This is a genomic window from Pseudonocardia lutea, assembly GCF_042658055.1.
In the GTDB taxonomy this organism is placed as follows: Bacteria; Actinomycetota; Actinomycetes; order Mycobacteriales; family Pseudonocardiaceae; genus Pseudonocardia; species Pseudonocardia lutea.
In genome coordinates this window covers 21,566-38,155 of the sequence record NZ_JBHSQK010000058.1, presented here as the reverse complement: position 1 = coordinate 38,155, position 16,590 = coordinate 21,566, and the positions used below count along the sequence as shown (strand labels likewise).

Here is a 16,590-nt window from a genome sequence, read left to right as displayed (position 1 = left end):
CCCCGACGCGGCCACCCGCGGCTCGGGCACGGACTCCGGCCGGGCCGCCGCCGAGAAGGAGGTCGGGGCGTCGGGGGAGCCGGGGTAGAGCGGGTCGTCCGGGTCGTCGAGCAGCGGGCGCAGCCGGCGGCGCACCTCGTCGAGCGGCATGCGCCGGTCGGGGTCCTTGACCATCAGCGCGGCGATGACGTCGGCGACCGGCCCGGCCTCCCGCGGGCGGGGCACCTCGCCGTCGACGACCTCGGTGATCGTGGAGACGGGGTCGCCCTTGACGTCGTAGGGCGGCCGGCCCTCGACAGCGGCGAACAGGGTGGCGCCCAGCCCCCAGAGGTCCGCGGCGGGGGTGACCGCGGCGCCCATCGCGACCTCGGGGGCGATGTAGGCGGGGGAGCCGAGGACGAGCCCGGCGGTGGTCATCGGGGCGTCCGAGGCGTTGCGCGCGATGCCGAAGTCGGTGAGCTTGATCCGCCCGTCGTGGGCGACGAGGACGTTGCCGGGCTTGACGTCCCGGTGCGTGATGCCGGCGCGGTGCGCGGCCCGCAGCGCGGCGGCCGTGGCGTACCCGACGGCGGCGGCCTGCCGCTGGTTCAGCCGGCCCTGCTCGGAGATGATGGTCGCCAGGTTGCGCGAGGGCACCATCTCGAGGACGACGAGCGGCTCGCCGGCGACGTCGACGACGTCGAACACCGTGATGACGTTCGGGTGCGAGAGCCCGCCGAGGGCGCGCGCCTCGCGGAGCATCCGCTCGCGCATCCCCAGCGCCTCGCGCTCCGGGACCCCGCGGGGTACCTTCAGCTCCTTGACCGCCACGCGGCGCCGGAGCACCTCGTCGTACCCCGACCAGACCGTGCCCATCGCCCCGCTGCCGAGCTGCGCGGAGAGGCGGTACCGGTCGCCGACGACGCGGCCCGGCTGCTCGTCTTCCTGCGTGGACACGCGCCCATTGTCGGCGACGCCTCGATCACCCGTGCGGGCGGGTGCGCCTGCGGACGCCTCGGTCGGGGCCTGGACCAGCACAAACGGGCACGTCACGTGACCGGGTGACGACGGTCCGCAGCCCTGTTCGCGTCGGCGAACGGCAGGCCAGCCCGTTCGTCGCAACCCGTCGCAACCGCTCGTCACGAGTCGCCTCGCCGTCCGCAGCATCGCGCCGACCCCTCGGCGCGGATACCCCGTGAACGTCCGGTTTCGGGTTGGTACACCGCTGACCGGGTGAGCACCATGGACGAATGCAGGACAGAGCGAAGAGCCCTCGAGGGGCGGGTCGAGCCGGTGATGTCCGGTGACCCTGCTCGAGGCGCACCCCGAGCTCGCGACCAGCGGTGACCAGGTGGTCACCGACCTCGGTGCGGGCACCGGCCCGGCCTGGCTGGACCAGTGGCTCACGGCCCACCGGTCCGACGTCGTCGCCGTCCGCCGGTCGCTGCACTCCGTACCCGAACTCGGTCGTGACGAGCATCGTACGACCGCCCTCGTGGCCCGCCGCCTGATGGCCGCCGGCCTCGAGCCCCGCACCCTGCCCGGCGGCACCGGCCTCGTCTGCGACGTGGGCCGCGGCGACCGCTGCGTGGCCCTGCGCGCCGACCTCGACGCCCTGCCGCTCGCCGAGGAGACCGGGCTGCCGTTCGCGTCCACGGTGCCGAACGTGATGCACGCCTGCGGACACGACGCCCACACCGCGATGGTGCTCGGCGCCGGCCTCGCGCTCGCCTCCGCGCCCTCGCTGCCCGGCCGCGTGCGGCTGGTGTTCCAGCCCGCCGAGGAGGTCCAGCCCGGCGGCGCGATCGACGTCGTGGCCGACGGCGCGATGGACGACGTCGAGCGCATCTTCGCGCTGCACTGCGACCCGCGGCTGGAGGTCGGCCGGCTCGGCACCCGCGTCGGCCCGATCACCTCGGCGTGCGACGTCGTCGAGATCCGGCTGACCTCGCCCGGCGGGCACACCGCCCGCCCGCACCTGACCGGCGACCTCGTCGAGGCGCTCGGGCTGCTGATCACCCAGCTCCCGCTGCTGCTCACCCGCCAGGTCGACCCGCGCTCGGGCACCGTCCTGGTCTGGGGCGCCGTGCAGGCCGGCGAGGCCGCCAACGCGATCCCGCAGGCCGGCGTGCTGCGCGGCACGCTGCGCACCGCCGACCACGCCACCTGGACCGAGCTGGAGGACAAGTTCCGCGCGCTGGTCGCGGCCGTCCTCGCGCCGCTCGGCGTCGGGTACGTGATCGACCACATCCGCGGCGTCCCGCCGGTGGTCAACGAGGCCGTCAGCTCCGGCATGCTGCGCGACTCCGCCATCCTCACCGGCGGCCCGGACGCCGCCGCCGACACCGAGCAGTCCAGCGGCGGCGAGGACTTCGCGTGGTACCTGGAGAAGGTGCCGGGCGCGATGGCGCGGCTGGGGGTGTGGCCGGGGGTGGGCCCGATGAAGGACATCCACCAGCCCACCTTCGACCTCGACGAACGCGCCCTGCCCTTCGGCGTCCGCGTCCTGGTCAACGCGGCCCTGCAAGCCCTGGCCTAGCCCCGCGAGTCGGCACTTTCGCGCGACCGAACTCCACATCCCGGGAGATCGGTTGTCCACAGGTGGCCGCAGTCATCCACAGGCCGACATCGATTCCGTTCGTCCGACGCCCGGTGCCCGACGCTGGCGTCGTGCTCCCTTGGGAACTCGGCATCGCGGGCGTCTGCCTGCGGAGCGTCCTCGTCGCTGCCGTCGGTGAGTACCGCGTGCGCCGTGCCGTGAGCACGGGTGCCGCCCTCGTGCCCTGGCCCGGGGTGCTCGCGGACCCGGCCCGTGTCACCGAGGCCGTCACGGTGATCAGCGCGGCATGGCTCGCCGTCGGCGGCGGTGCAGTGGTCGGCGGGGCCTCCGCGGCCTACCTGCACGGGTGCACTGCGCTCCCGCCCAGTCCGGTGCATCTCGTCGTCCCGTACGGGACACGCCGTCGGACCCGTCCGGGGCTCGTCGTGCACAACGGCCCGGATCTTCCGGGTGACCACCTCGTCGTCCAGGGGTTGCCCACGCTACGGCTCGAACGGGTGGTGACCGATCTCCTCTGCACCGCCGCGCCCCGGGACGCCCTTGCCGTCGCCGACGAGGCCCTCGCTCTCGTACCGGAGGCGGACAGGGCGGAGTTCCGGGCGGAGGTGCACGCGCGTCTGCGTACCCGGTCCGACCCGCGGGGCACTCTGATCGGCTCCCGGCTGTTCGAGCTGGCCACCGGACGAGCGGAGTCGCCGCCCGAGAGCCACCTGCTGTGGCGCGTGGTGGACCTGGGCTACCCGGTACCGGAGGTCAACCGCTGGGTTCACGACCTCCACGGCGTTCGGCTGTACCGCCTGGACCTCAGCTGGCCGGAGCTGCGGATCGCGCTCGAGTACGACGGCTACGAGGCGCACGTCGACCGCGAGGTCGAGGACCGGGTACGGGTCGCCGACCTCGAGGCACGAGGCTGGATCGTCGTCAGGGTGCGCAAGGCGGATCTGGTGAACTCCGCCGCACTGGAGCGCGCGCTGGACGCGGCGTTCGCCCGGCGTGGTGTCGACCTGTCCGGCCGGATCGTGAACGCGTTGCGGCCGCGGCGGCACCGCGAGGCCCGCGGAGCACGAGGCGCGTGAGCCGGTCGTCTCCCGAGATGTGTAGCTCGGTCACTTGAAAGTGCCGACTCGCGGGAACCGGCCCGGGTTACACGCTCTTCTGGCTCGGGCGGTTGCGGAGTTCGCTGACGTAGTCGTCCGGAGCGCCCGCGGCTTCCGCGGCGTCGGCGATCACGCCCAGGTAGCGGGCGCTGGGGAGGCCGCCCTCGTAGGCGTTGAGCACGTAGATCCAGGCCAGGACGCTGCCCTCGAGGGTCTGCACCCGCAGCCGGAGCTTCTTGTGCAGCCCGAGCTCGCCACCCTCCCAGCGGTCGAGCTGGGCGGCGTCGTGGTCCGGGACGTCGTAGAGCACCACGAAGACCTGGGAGCCGGGGTCCTCGACCACCGTGGAGAGCGCGCCCTCCCAGGCGTAGTCCTCGCCGCCGAAGGTCAGGCGCCAACCCATCAGCCACCCGGTGCCCGCCATCGGCGAGTGCGGGGCGCGCTCCTTCATCTGGCTCGGATCCATGTTCGAGCCGTAGGCGGCGTACAGCGGCACGGGGACAGGGTAACGGCGCCCGCCGTGTCCGGGTCCTTCGGGACCACTCGGCGGACGCGCGTACGGTATGAACGGGCGCCGGTCGGCGTCCGTACCGGTCGGATCGATCCAGGACCGGCCGTCCAGGCAGTCGTCTCGGGAGGGCGTGCGTACGTGACCCGCATCGTGATCATGGGCGGTGGCCCCGCCGGGTACGAGGCGGCCCTGGTCGCGGCCCAGCACGGCAGCGACGTGACCGTCGTCGAGAAGGACGGCATGGGCGGCGCGTGCGTGCTGCACGACTGCGTCCCCTCCAAGACCTTCATCTCCTCCGCCGCGGTCCGGGTGGACCTGCACCGCGCCGAGGACCTGGGCGTGCTGCTGGACCGCAACACCGCCGGCGTCGACCTCCCGAAGGTCAACGGCCGCGTGAAGGGCCTGGCGCTGGCGCAGTCGGCCGACATCCGGGCCCGGGTGGAGAGCGAGGGCGTCCGGATCGTGCACGGCACGGCCGCGTTCCTCGACGAGACGAGCGGCCGCCAGCCGCACACCGTCGAGGCCCGGCACCACGACGGCACCGTCGAGAAGCTGCCCGCCGACACCGTGCTCATCGCGACCGGCGCCACCCCGCGGGTGCTGGACTCGGCGCGGCCGGACGGCGAGCGCATCCTCACCTGGCGCCAGCTCTACGACCTCCCCGCGCTGCCGGAGCACCTGGTCGTGGTCGGCTCCGGCGTGACGGGGGCCGAGTTCGTCTCCGCGTACGTGGAGCTGGGCTGCAAGGTCACCCTGATCTCCAGCCGCGACCGTGTCCTCCCCAGCGAGGACGCCGACGCCGCGGCCGTCCTGGAGGACGTCTTCGCCGAGCGCGGGGTCGACATCCTCCCGAAGGCCCGCGCCGAGTCCGTGGTCCGCGACGGCGACGGCGTCGTCGTCACGCTCGCGGACGGTCAGGTCGTCCGCGGCTCGCACGCGCTGATGACGGTCGGGTCCGTGCCGAACACCCGCGACATCGGCCTGGAGAAGATCGGGATCGAGACCGACCGCGGCGGGTTCATCCCGGTCGACCGGGTCTCGCGCACCTCCGTGCCCGGCATCTACGCCGCCGGCGACTGCACCGGCCTGCTCATGCTGGCGTCCGTCGGCTCGATGCAGGGCCGCATCGCGATGTGGCACGCCCTGGGCGAGGGCGTCGCACCGATCCGGCTGCGCACCGTGGCGTCGAACGTCTTCACCCGCCCCGAGATCGCGACCGTCGGCATCAGCCAGCGGGCGATCGACGCCGGCGAGGTCCCGGCCCGCACGGTCATGCTCCCGCTGGCCACCAACCCGCGGGCGAAGATGCGCGGGCTGCGCCGCGGCTTCGTCAAGCTGTTCTGCCGCCCGGCGACCGGCGTGGTGATCGGCGGCGTGGTCGTGGCCCCGGTCGCGAGCGAGCTGGTGCTGCCGATCGCGATGGCGGTGCAGAACGGGCTGGGCGTCGACGACCTCGCCCACACCTTCTCCGTCTACCCGTCGCTGTCCGGCTCGATCACCGAGGCCGGCCGGCAGCTGATGCAGCACAGCGACCTGGACTAGGGGGCGAATCGGGGTCATCCCCGATCCCGCTGCCGGCCCGGCGGCGGACCGTGGACGCATGACCACTCCCGTCCCCACCCGCGTACCGGTGCTGCCGGTGGTCGCGGCCGGGGTCGCCGGGCAGCTCGCCGACGACCTCCTGTTCGTGTTCCTGCCCTCCTTCCCGGGCGCCGCGGCGATCCTCTCGATCGTGCTGACCGCAGGCGCCGCCCGGCTGGTCACGGCGAAGCTGCACGGTGCCGCCGTGCCGCGCGCCGGGCTGGCCGTCGGCGCCGTCTCCGCGGGCGTCGGGCTGCTGCTGAGCGGCCTCGGGCTCGTGACGATCCTGATCGCCGGCCTGACGGTGCTCGCCGGCGTGGGCGGCGCGATCCTCGGCCGCCCCGAGGTCCGGCCGCACCGCGACTGACGCGCCGACCCGCCCCGGAACGCGCGGCACCCCCGGCGGACGGTGTCCACCGGGGGTGCCGGGTCGGTCAGCCCGCCGCGGCGAGGCCGGGGTCGGGCACCGTGCGGCACGACGCGAGGACGCACGCCTCGGCCGCCCGCGCGGGCCGGATCGGGGCCGCCGCGGCGGAGAGGCTCCCCGCGAACGGCCACTCACCGGCGAAGCGCTGCAGGTACCAGTAGACGAACAGGTAGTCCTGCGTGTCGGGCTCCGCGACGAACACCGCGCGGCCGGGCAGCCGCTCCACCCAGCGGGCGTAGGCGATCGTCGCGAGGGCCGGGGGACGCGCGGCCCGCCGGGTGGCGAGCCAGTCCCCGGCCCGGGTGCGCCAGTCCTGCAGCGACGCCGGGTGCAGGGTGGCGCCGGGCAGCTCCCGCAGGTTCGCGGTGAACGTCCCGGTCGGGACCCCGTCGGCGCGGCGCGCCGCCGAGGTCAGGGTGAGCAGGGAGTGCGGGCCCGGGATGGGCCCGTCGGTGTGGATGTGGGTCGTGACGAACACGGTCGTCGGGTCGGACGGGGTGTCGGGGGGCATGACGGATCCTGGTTCTCGAGTGGGTGTCGAGGACGTGCCCGCGACGAGGTGACCTCGTGTCGGGCGGATCCGCGGCGCGGTCCTGGCCGCGTGGCGGAGGGACCGGGCCCCGTGGGGTGATCACACGGGTGCGTGTCGGCGCTGTGTACTTGTGCAGCACAGGCGCGGCGGACACGGTCGAACCTGGCGCTCCGGAGTCAACCGGACGCGCGGAGCGACGTCAATCCACGATCAGCAGATCGGGCGCACCGGACCGCGCGCGGTGAGCGGGCCGGAGCGCCGGGTGCCCCCTGGAGGGCACCCGGCGGCCACGGGTCAGTCCTTGATCTCGCAGACGACCGAGCCCTGGGAGATGGAGGAGCCGGCCTCGGCGGACAGCCCGGTGACGGTGCCGTCCTTGTGCGCGGTGACCGGGTTCTCCATCTTCATGGCCTCGAGGACGACGATGAGGTCGCCCGCGGAGACGGTGTCGCCGTCGGAGACCGCGACCTTGATGATCGTGCCCTGCATCGGGGCGGTGACGGCGTCGCCGGAGGCCTTGGCCCCGCCGCCGCCCCCGCCGCGCTTGCGCGGCTTGGCCTTCCCGATCCCACCGGCGGCCGCGCCGCCGCCCCCGCCGCCGCCGAAGGAGATGTCGCCGGGGAGCGAGACCTCGACGCGCTTGCCGCCGACCTCGACCACGACGTTCTGCCGCGGCGCGGTCTCCTCGTCGGCCTCGGCCGCGCCGGTGAACGGCTCGACGGTGTTGTTCCACTCGGTCTCGATCCAGCGGGTGTGGACGGTGAAGTCCTCCTCGCGGTCGGCCGCGAAGGCCGGGTCGGAGACGACGAGCCGGTGGAACTCCAGGACCGTGGCCATGCCGCCGACCTGGAACTCCGCCAGGGCGCGCCGCGAGCGCTCGAGCGCCTGGTTGCGGTCCGAGCCGGAGACGATCAGCTTGGCCAGCAGCGAGTCGAACTGGCCGCCGACGACCGAGCCGGCCTCCACACCGGCGTCGACGCGCACGCCCGGGCCGGCCGGGTAGGCGATCGACTCCACGGTGCCCGGGGCGGGCAGGAAGTTGCGGCCGGCGTCCTCGCCGTTGATCCGGAACTCGATCGAGTGCCCGCGGGGCTCGGGGTCGTCGAGGAGGTTGAGCTCCTTGCCCTCGGCGATGCGGAACTGCTCGCGCACCAGGTCCAGGCCCGAGGTCTCCTCGGACACCGGGTGCTCGACCTGCAGCCGGGTGTTGACCTCGAGGAACGTGATCAGCCCGTCCTGCCCGATGAGGAACTCGACGGTGCCGGCGCCGTAGTAGCCGGCCTCGCGCACGATCGCCTTGGAGGCGTCGTAGAGGGTCTTGCGCTGCTCCTCGGTGAGGAACGGCGCGGGGGCCTCCTCGACGAGCTTCTGGAACCGGCGCTGCAGCGAGCAGTCGCGGGTGCCGACGACGATGACGTTGCCGTGGGTGTCGGCCAGCACCTGGGTCTCGACGTGCCGCGGCTTGTCCAGGTACCGCTCGACGAAGCACTCGCCGCGCCCGAAGGCGGCGGTGGCCTCGCGGACCGCCGACTCGTAGAGCTCGGCGATCTCCTTCTCCTCGCGCGCGACCTTCATGCCGCGCCCGCCGCCGCCGAACGCCGCCTTGATCGCCACGGGCAGGCCGTGCTCCTGGGCGAACTCGATCACCTCGTCCGCGCCCGAGACCGGGTCGGCGGTGCCGGGGACGAGCGGGGCGCCGGCGCGCATCGCGATGTGCCGGGCGGTGACCTTGTCGCCGAGGTCGCGGATGGACTGCGGCGACGGGCCGATCCAGGTGATCCCGGCGTCGATCACGGCCTGGGCGAAGTCGGCGTTCTCCGACAGGAAGCCGTACCCGGGGTGGACGGCGTCGGCCCCGGCCTGCTTCGCGGCCCCGATGACCTTGTCGAAGTCGAGGTAGGACTCGGCGGCGGTGGTGCCGCCCAGCGCGTAGGCCTCGTCGGCCAGCCGCACGAACAGCGCATCCCGGTCCGGCTCGGCGTAGACCGCGACACTGGCAAGGCCCGCGTCCCGTGCGGCCCGGATCACCCGTACGGCGATCTCCCCGCGGTTGGCGACGAGAACTTTGCGCAGTTCAGGCACGTTCGATCTCCTCGTGGTCGCGGCCGGCCCCCGTTGCGCCGGCGCGTTGGTTACCGCGGAGTCTAGGAGTTCACCCAGCGAACACGAACGCGAGCGGATGTGGCATCCGTCATCGAACGGTCACTCCTGACTGCCTCCTCCGCGTCGAGGCGTTCCCCACGAGAGCGCGGCGAAACCCGGATCGGCGCCGGAACAGGCCTCCGACCTGCGCCGACAGTCGCCGCACACGGCGCGGCGAGCGCCCGGGCGCAGGCGGCCAGGTGGGCGACCCGGCCCGGGTCGACGCCCTCGGCGTCCCCCAGGCCGAGCCGCACCCCGTGCGGGACCACCGGGATCCCGCGCTCGCGCAGGTCCGTCACCCCTCGAGACGGACCGACGCGCGGACGGTCCGGGGCACGCCCAGCGACTCCGCGATCACCTCGCAGAACCCGAGGCCCGGGCGGCCCGGGAGGCCCGCGACGACCCCGGCGATCTCCGGCCGCCAGCCGACGCCCAGGCCCGTCACGGGCGGACGGGCGCCGGGCGCTGGGAGCACGCCCGGCGGCGGTCAGCCGCCGCAGCCACCGCCACTCCCGCCACCCCCGCCCCCGCCACCACCGCAGCCGCCGCCCCCGCCGCAGCTGCTGCCGCCGGAGACCCCGCTGCTGCTGCCCGGGTCCGAGTACCCGCCGCTCCACCCGCCGGTGGCGGCCGCGGCCTTCTGCGCGGCCAGCTCGTCGGCGAAGGCCGGGTCGGAGGCCCAGAGCGCGCTCATCCCGAAGACCCCGACGCCGAGCGCGGCCGAGCCGGCGCCGTGCGCCACCCAGTCCGGCTTCAGGGAGGGCGACAGGTCGGCGTGCTCGTCGCGCAGGAGGGCCAGGGCCCGCTGCCCGGCCGCGGTGCGTTGCGGCACCCGGGCCAGCTGCACCAGCCCGATCACGGCGACGACGACGGTCGCGGCCACGAGGAGGCCGACCGGCCGCGTGTTCGCCACCCCGGCGAGGATCCGGACCAGCCCGAACGCGGCGACGGCGAGCATCCAGCCGCCGATCCGGCGGATCCGGTCCCGCTGCGCCTCGGACAGCAGGAGCTGCTCGGCGACCAGCCGCGCCCGGATCCGGTCGAGCGCCGCGGCGACCTGGCCGTGGAAGCGCAGCCGGCGCTGCAGGGTCGGCGAGCCCGCGCTCGCGTGGATCGCCCGCTCGAGCCCGGTGGCCCGCGTCCCGGGCCGGCCGACGGCCTGGACGGCGCCCCGCCCCGCGGTGGCGATCGTGCCGGACAGGTGCATCGCGCTCAGCGTGGACCACACGGCCAGCTCGGGCCCGCCGTTCAGGTACGCCACGTCCTGCGGCCGGTCGGACAGCGTGCCGGCCCGGTCCGTGGCCGCCGTGCGCCCGGCCCCGGCGATCCGCCGCCGCGCCCGCGTGGCGGCGGCGAGCACCGCCACGGCCAGGACCAGGTAGAGGAACAGGAAGGTGGGACCATCGATGCCCCAGGTGTCGCCCGGTGCTGCGAGTACCGCCATCACGACCACCCCCGGTCGGTCGTCCTGTGGGACGAGCTGTGACGAGCACAGGATGGGGGTGGCGCAGGCCACTGCGGAACGTTCTTGACGAAGGCTTAGGGTTCGCCGCCCGGGCTCCGCCTCAGCGGCTCCTCAGCAACGGGGCACCGGCCGCGCCCGGGTCAGGACGCGACGGCGGCCCGCACCTGCTTCTTGATCCTCGACAGCATCGCCGCCATGCCGCGGATCCGCAGCGGGCTCACGGCCTGGGTGAGGCCCAGCGCCGTGTAGAAGTCGTCCGGCACCGCGAGCACCTCGCGGGCGGGCTCGCCGTCCAGCCCGGTGTGCATGATTCCGGCGAACCCGCGGGTCGTCGGGGCCTCGGGCGGGGCGGAGAAGAAGAGGTGCACGTGCCGGTCCGGGTCGTCGTCGACCTCGACCGCGAGGAACAGCGGCGACTGGCACTCGTGCACCTGCTCCATCGACCCCGCCGCGTCCGCGTAGCGCTCGGGCAGGTCCGGCAGCTCCTGGCTGAGCTCGAGGAGGAGCTGCAGGCGGTCCTTCGGGCCCACCGCCTCGAAGTCCTCGACGAGCTCGGCCAGGGACGGGGGAAGACTCACGACGCTCCCTTCACGGGCTCGGCCGAGCCCTTCTCCGACCCCTGCACGATGGGGACCCGGACCGAGTTGCCCCACTCGGTCCAGCTGCCGTCGTAGTTGCGGACGCCCTCGAACCCGAGCAGGTAGGACAGCACGAACCAGGTGTGGCTGGACCGCTCGCCGATCCGGCAGTACGCGATCGTCGGCCGGTCCTTGGCCAGGCCCTGCTCGTCCTCGTAGATCTCGGCGAGTTCCTTGCGGGACCGGAAGGTGCCGTCCTCGTTCGCGGCCCGTGCCCACGGCACGCTCGACGCGCCGGGGATGTGGCCGCCGCGGACCGCGCCCTCCTGCGGGTAGTCCGGCATGTGCAGCAGCTCGCCGGAGTACTCGCCGGGGGACCTGACGTCGACGAGCTGGCCGCCGAGGTGGCCCAGCACGTCCTCCTTGAAGGCGCGGATCGCGATGTCGTCCCGCTCAACGATCGGGTACTCGACGGGGGTCGGCTTCGGCGCCTCGGTGGTCATCTCCCGGCCCTCCGCGACCCACTTGGTGCGGCCGCCGTCGAGGATCCGGACGTCCTCGTGGCCGAACAGCCGGAACACCCACAGCGCGTAGGTGGCCCACCAGTTGTTGCGGTCGCCGTAGAACACGACCGTGCTCTCGCGCGCGATGCCGCGCTCGCCGCAGAGCGTGGCGAAGGCCTCGGGGTCGACGTAGTCCCGGGTGACCGGGTCGTTCAGCTCGGTGTGCCAGTCCACCTTCACCGCGCCGGGGATGTGGCCGGTGTCGTAGAGCAGCACGTCCTCGTCCGACTCGACGACGACGAGGTCCGGGTCGCCGAGGTGCTCCGCCAGCCAGGCGGTGCTGACGAGCCGCTCCGGGTGGGCGTACTCGGCGAACTTCGGGTCCGGGTCAGTGGGAGCCATGGCCGCGAGGGTAGTCGGGCGGAGACGGAGCTCGCGGAGTCGTCCACAGGTCCGTCGGCGAGATCCCCAACGCGCCCAGCAGACGCCGCACCAGCGGCAGGCTGATCCCGATGACGTTCGACGGGTCCCCGTCGATGCCGTCGACGAACCAGCCGCCGAGGCCGTCGAGCGTGAACGCCCCCGCGACCACGAGCGGCTCGCCCGTGGCCAGGTAGGCCTCCAGCTCGGCGTCGGTGGGCGTGCCGAACCGGACGGTGGTGGCCGCGTGTCCCTCGGCGACCCGCTCGATCTCCCCGTCGACCACGTGCAGCACCGCGTGCCCGGTGACCAGCTCGCCGCTCCGCCCGGCCATCGCCTTCCACCGGGTCCGGGCGGTGTCGACGTCGTGCGGCTTGCCGACCAGTTCCCCGTCGATGAGCAGCATCGAGTCGCAGCCGATCACGACGGTCTCCTCGGCCGCCCCGTCCGGCGCCCGGGCGACGGTCGTGGCCTTCGCCCCGGCCAACGTGGTGACCTTCTCGGCGGGCGGCGCGTCGGGGATCGCGCCGAGCAGCGCGTCCTCGTCGACGTCGGAGACCCGGACGACGGGATCGAGGCCGGCCGCGCGGAGCACGGCCAGCCGGGCGGGGGAGGCGGAGGCGAGGACCAGACGCACGCCGCGACTCTACGAACCCCCGACCGGCTCCGCCGGGGGTGGCGTCAGCCCGCGATCCCGGTGACGACCGGCTCGGCCAGCCCGGTCTCCGCCTCGGCGACCGCCTCGCGGACGGACCGGGCGATCGTCGGGTCGTCGTAGGAGGTGTCCTTGGCCTTGGTCACGAACTCGTGCCGCAGCCGCGCGTAGCCGAAGCGGTCGTCGAACATGTCCCGGCTCATCTCGGCCAGCTCCTGGACCCGGTAGGTCTCCAGCGGGCGGCGGAGCTCGTCGGCCTCGCGGGCGGCCTGCTTGGCGGCCAGGGCGGCGGCGTACCCGTCGCCGGTCGCGAGCCGGACCGCGTGCTCGACGACCTGCTCGTCGAACGCCGTGCGGTCGCCGTCGAGCACCTCGTCGACCAGGCCGGTGCGCAACGCCTCGGCCGCCCCGACCGGCAGGCAGTCCCGGGTGAACCGGATCGCGTCGGAGGGCCCGACCCGCCGCGGCAGGGCGTAGGTCCAGTACTCGGAGCCGGTCAGGCCCATGTTCCGGTAGTGCGGGTTGAGCACGGCGCCGCGGCGCAGCAGGACGGTGTCGGCGCCGAGCGCCATCATCACGCCGCCGGCGCCCGCCGGGCCGCCCACCGCGGTGACGACGAGCTGCGAGGTGCACGTGAGCAGCTCGCGGCAGACGTCGTTGATCGCGTTGATGTTGCGCCAGCTCTCCCCGGCCGGGTCGGGCCGGCCCTCGGCGACGTTGAGGTGGATGCCGTTGGAGAAGATCTCCCCGCCCTCGAAGACCAGGACCCGGGTGTCCTGCGCGGCCGCGTGCCGGAGCGCGGCGGCGACCCGGTGGCCCTGGCCCGCGGACATGGCACCGTTGTAGAGATCGGCTCGGACGATCCCCACGCAGCCGTCCGGCCCGACGCGGCGGTAGCTGATCTCGCGGTAGCCGTCCGACGGCCCGGTGGGCCGCTCGAGCGACTCCGGCACCTCGTCGAGCGCCCCGTCGAGCGCGGCGCCGAGCACCGTCGCCGTCGGCAGCTTCACGCCGCCCGGCACGCGGGCGTGCCCGATCCAGACCGCCCCGTCGCCGGTCCGGACGAGGACGGCGCCGTGCCGGCGCAGCGCGATCGAGCCGGGCGCGCCCGGGGTGGCGGACCCGCGGTGGGCGTCGAACACGGAGAGCGGCACGCCGGCGAGCTCGGACCGCACGCCCGGCGAGCCGTCCCCGGCCCGCACGCGGCGCAGCACGTGGTCGGTCGGGTCCTCCCAGGAGAAGGCCCGGTCGGTCTGCTTCATGGTCGGTCGGAGGCGGCCGATCACCGCGTCGCCGAAGGACTCCGCGGGCACGGGCTCGAACGACGGGTCCTGGGCCTTGGCGACGACCTCGCGGGCGAGCTCGAGCGCGGCGTCGGCGACCGGCCCGTTGTAGACCGCGGACTTGCGCGGCGGCTCGGCCGGCATCGGGAAGGTCCGGTGCCCCCAGATGGGGCCCGCGTCCATCTCCTCGACCGCCTGCAGGGCGGTGACGCCCCACACCGGCTCCGCGTCCGTGATCGCCCAGTCGATCGACGACGGGCCGCGGTCGCCCAGCGGGCCGGGGTGGATCACGACCACGCGGTGGCCCCGCCAGACGTCCTCGGGCACCCGTTCCTTGAGGAACGGGCAGAGCACGAGCTCGGGACGCGTGGTCTCGACGGCCTTGCGGATCGCCGCCTCGTCGTGGGCCAGGCGCACGTCGAGGTGGTGCCCGTCCTCGCGGAGCTCCGTCCACACGCGCTGGGTCAGCCCGTTGTAGGACGAACAGAGCAGCAGGATTCTCACGTACTTCTCCGGGTAGTCGACCAGTGGGGGGAGCACTGCCGACCGGGCGCGACGCTGCACCGCGGTCTCCACGATCGCGCGCGGGTTGCCCCCCGGTGCTGCACGTGGACCGCGAGGCACGTTACCTCGATCGTGAGGGCGATCGATTGCGCCGAACGGCCTAGAAGATCGACTCCGGGCGGAGGTACCCGACCTCGGGGCGAGAACGTCGTCGCAGGTGGTCACGGGTTTCCCGGGCTCGGACTTCCGCACGCCGACACGCCGAAGTGCGCGCGGTGAGTCGCCGAGCGGTCACTTCGGGTGCCTCGACTGCTGCTCCCAAGGGGTGAACTCGACGCGCTCCGGGGTCGGGCGGCCACGCGCGGTCGCTTCGCGGCGACCCGGTGCCGGACGCGTCCGAAGGGCCCATCGCCCGCCTCCGCCGGCTCACAGGAGGGAGGTCCAACGACCGTTCCGGTCGCTCTCTCGCTCAATGAACCTCTTTCGCGGCGAGTGGTCGGCGCTCTGAGCCCGGCGGTCGCAACGACCCCGGAACGGCGACGGCACTGTGCCGATCGGACCCCTCTCCTTCACCCGAGGCAGGGGCGAAAGGCCCCGAATCCGCGCCGATCGGCAGTCCCGGAGCCCCTCGAGAGCCCGTCCGCACCCGATCGAGTCATGCCCGAGACACGCTCCGTGTACCTTCCGCCGTCGACGCGTGCGATGTCCACGGGGCCCCGACCCGAACGGATGATCGCCGGGGCGGCGCCGGATCCCGAGGTGAACGTCCGCGGTGGCACGCGTCGAGCTGGACGAGACCGAGAGGGTGGGTGGCCGACGAATGACGAGGCTGCTGGACTGGCTGCCGCGCGGCAACACGCTCGACGAGGCGTCGTTCCGCCGGCGGCATCTTCTGCTGCAGTGGATCCTGGCGGCCCACATCCCCGTGCTGTTCCTGTTCGGGTGGCTGCTGGACAACCCGCTGCCGCTGGTGCTCGGGCTCGGCATCGGCCCGATCGTCGTGCTGCTGGTGGTGGGGCACTTCCTCACCCAACGCCGTGCCGCGTCGTCGTGCATCAGCGCGGGGCTCGTGTGGTGCTCGATCACGCTCGTGGCCGTCACGCACGGCACGATCGAGTCGCACTTCCACTTCTTCATCATCATCGGCTTCATCGCGCTGTACCAGGACTGGGTGCCGTTCCTCTGGAACGTCCTGCTCACCGGCGTCTCGCACGGCGTCGGCACGCTCTTCTACCCCACGCTGATCTTCAACCACCCCGCCGCGCAGCGTGACCCGTGGCTGTGGGGCGGCATCCACGCGGGCGCGGTGCTCTTCGCGTGCGTCGGCATGGTCATCTTCTGGCGGATCACGGAGGACGAGCAGCACGAGAAGGAGGAGCTCGGCCGCGAGCTCGTCCGCGCCGACGCCGAGATCGGCCGCAAGCAGTTCACCTCGGACATGCTGGTCAACCTGGCGCGGCGCAACCAGTCGATGCTCTACCGGCAGCTGGACATCATCAACCAGCTCGAGGAGAAGGAGCAGGACCCGGACGCGCTCGCCGAGCTGTTCAAGCTCGACCACCTCGCCACCCGCGTCCGGCGCAACGCCGAGAGCCTGCTCGTCCTCTCCGGCGAGCAGCCGCCCCGTGTGTGGTCGGCACCGGTGTCGATGCGCGACGTCGTGCGCGCGGCCATCGCCGAGACCGAGGACCTGGAGCGGGTCGAGTTCTCCGTCGACGACCGGATCGCGGTCGCGGGCCACAGCGTCGCCGACCTGACGCACCTGCTGGCGGAGCTCACCGAGAACGCCGTCCGGTTCTCCCCGCCGGACACCTCCGTGACGATCCGCAGCCGCCCCCAGCGGGCCGAGGTCGGCGGCCAGGTCCTCACCATCGAGGACTGGGGTGTCGGCATGCCCGACGACGAGCTGTCCCAGGCCAACGAGCTGCTCATCCGGCCGCGCGAGGTCGACCTGTCGGTGTCGCAGCGGCTGGGCTTCCACGTCGTCGCGCGGCTGGCGGCGCGGCACGGCATCGAGGTGTCGCTGTCCACCACCCCGGGTTCGGGCCTCACCGCCGTCGTCATCCTGCCCGCGGCGCTGTTCGTCGCCGACCCCCAGGCCGGCCCGCACGCCGGCATCGGCAGCGGGCCGGAGCAGACCCGCCGCGCGACGGCCGTGCACGAGCAGCTGCCGGCCGAGCACGCCCGCAGCGCCCAGTCCGTCGCCACCGCCGAGCGCAGCCCCCTGCCCGGGCTCGCGGCCGCGACCGCCCCGGCCTGGACCCCGCCGACGCCGGCCGCCCGCCGCGAGGCCTCGGCACCCACGGCACCCACGGCACCCACGGCCCCCGCGGCCCCCGCCGCGCCGGCCGTG

General features: G+C 74.0%; 15 protein-coding genes. 5 read left to right on the top strand and 10 right to left on the bottom strand.

Translation table 11 applies throughout. The annotated features are described in order from the left end of the window. Positions 1-936: serine/threonine-protein kinase (locus ACFQH9_RS21835; protein WP_379568378.1), on the bottom strand; the 936-nt coding region annotated here is incomplete at its 3' end. 346 nt (positions 937-1,282) lie between these two features. Between ACFQH9_RS21835 and ACFQH9_RS21830 the strand changes: the two genes are divergently transcribed. Continuing rightward, positions 1,283-2,518 carry an amidohydrolase gene (locus ACFQH9_RS21830; protein ID WP_379568376.1) on the top strand — a complete coding sequence of 412 codons (1,236 nt, stop codon included), beginning with the start codon at positions 1,283-1,285 and terminating at the stop codon, positions 2,516-2,518. A 131-nt stretch (positions 2,519-2,649) separates the two neighbouring features. Further along, positions 2,650-3,615: a hypothetical protein gene (locus ACFQH9_RS21825; RefSeq protein ID WP_379568374.1), complete on the top strand. Its 966-nt coding sequence runs from the start codon at positions 2,650-2,652 to the stop codon at positions 3,613-3,615. A gap of 67 nt (positions 3,616-3,682) precedes the next feature. Here the strand turns inward: ACFQH9_RS21825 and ACFQH9_RS21820 are convergent, their stop codons facing one another. Then, complete coding sequence (locus ACFQH9_RS21820; RefSeq protein ID WP_379568372.1) at positions 3,683-4,132, bottom strand: gamma-glutamylcyclotransferase; 450 nt, start codon at positions 4,130-4,132, stop codon at positions 3,683-3,685. A gap of 153 nt (positions 4,133-4,285) precedes the next feature. On the opposite strand from ACFQH9_RS21820, the gene ACFQH9_RS21815 reads away from it, so the two are divergent. Both ACFQH9_RS21815 and ACFQH9_RS21810 read left to right on the top strand, forming a co-directional pair. Further along, complete coding sequence (locus ACFQH9_RS21815; RefSeq protein ID WP_379568370.1) at positions 4,286-5,689, top strand: NAD(P)H-quinone dehydrogenase; 1,404 nt, start codon at positions 4,286-4,288, stop codon at positions 5,687-5,689. A 58-nt stretch (positions 5,690-5,747) separates the two neighbouring features. Next, on the top strand, positions 5,748-6,095 hold the full coding sequence (locus tag ACFQH9_RS21810) for a hypothetical protein (protein WP_379568368.1): 348 nt from the start codon (positions 5,748-5,750) through the stop codon (positions 6,093-6,095). A 67-nt stretch (positions 6,096-6,162) separates the two neighbouring features. Here ACFQH9_RS21810 and ACFQH9_RS21805 read toward each other — a convergent pair whose 3' ends face one another. From ACFQH9_RS21805 to ACFQH9_RS21770, 8 genes are all read right to left on the bottom strand, one after another. Then, on the bottom strand, positions 6,163-6,666 hold the full coding sequence (locus tag ACFQH9_RS21805) for a hypothetical protein (protein ID WP_379568366.1): 504 nt from the start codon (positions 6,664-6,666) through the stop codon (positions 6,163-6,165). A gap of 315 nt (positions 6,667-6,981) precedes the next feature. After that, on the bottom strand, positions 6,982-8,769 hold the full coding sequence (locus ACFQH9_RS21800; protein ID WP_379568364.1) for an acetyl/propionyl/methylcrotonyl-CoA carboxylase subunit alpha: 1,788 nt from the start codon (positions 8,767-8,769) through the stop codon (positions 6,982-6,984). Between the two features lie 355 nt (positions 8,770-9,124). Then, complete coding sequence (locus ACFQH9_RS21795) at positions 9,125-9,274, bottom strand: hypothetical protein (protein ID WP_379568362.1); 150 nt, start codon at positions 9,272-9,274, stop codon at positions 9,125-9,127. Between the two features lie 42 nt (positions 9,275-9,316). Then, positions 9,317-10,273 (bottom strand): TIGR04222 domain-containing membrane protein, encoded by a 957-nt coding sequence (locus ACFQH9_RS21790; protein WP_379568360.1) that lies wholly within the window; start codon positions 10,271-10,273, stop codon positions 9,317-9,319. A 161-nt stretch (positions 10,274-10,434) separates the two neighbouring features. Further along, positions 10,435-10,872, bottom strand: coding sequence for a SufE family protein (locus ACFQH9_RS21785; RefSeq protein ID WP_379568358.1), 438 nt, complete (start codon positions 10,870-10,872; stop codon positions 10,435-10,437). Next, positions 10,869-11,777 carry a sulfurtransferase gene (locus ACFQH9_RS21780; protein WP_379568356.1) on the bottom strand — a complete coding sequence of 303 codons (909 nt, stop codon included), beginning with the start codon at positions 11,775-11,777 and terminating at the stop codon, positions 10,869-10,871. Before ACFQH9_RS21780 ends, ACFQH9_RS21785 begins: the two co-directional genes overlap by 4 nt. Then, positions 11,764-12,432: a Maf family protein gene (locus tag ACFQH9_RS21775; protein ID WP_379568354.1), complete on the bottom strand. Its 669-nt coding sequence runs from the start codon at positions 12,430-12,432 to the stop codon at positions 11,764-11,766. The genes ACFQH9_RS21780 and ACFQH9_RS21775 overlap by 14 nt, the downstream gene beginning before the upstream one ends. 44 nt (positions 12,433-12,476) lie before the next feature. After that, on the bottom strand, positions 12,477-14,297 hold the full coding sequence (locus tag ACFQH9_RS21770; protein WP_379568352.1) for a hydrogenase maturation protein: 1,821 nt from the start codon (positions 14,295-14,297) through the stop codon (positions 12,477-12,479). 760 nt (positions 14,298-15,057) lie between these two features. On the opposite strand from ACFQH9_RS21770, the gene ACFQH9_RS21765 reads away from it, so the two are divergent. Next, the coding region (locus tag ACFQH9_RS21765) for a sensor histidine kinase (RefSeq protein WP_379568350.1) at positions 15,058-16,590 on the top strand (1,533 nt) is incomplete at its 3' end.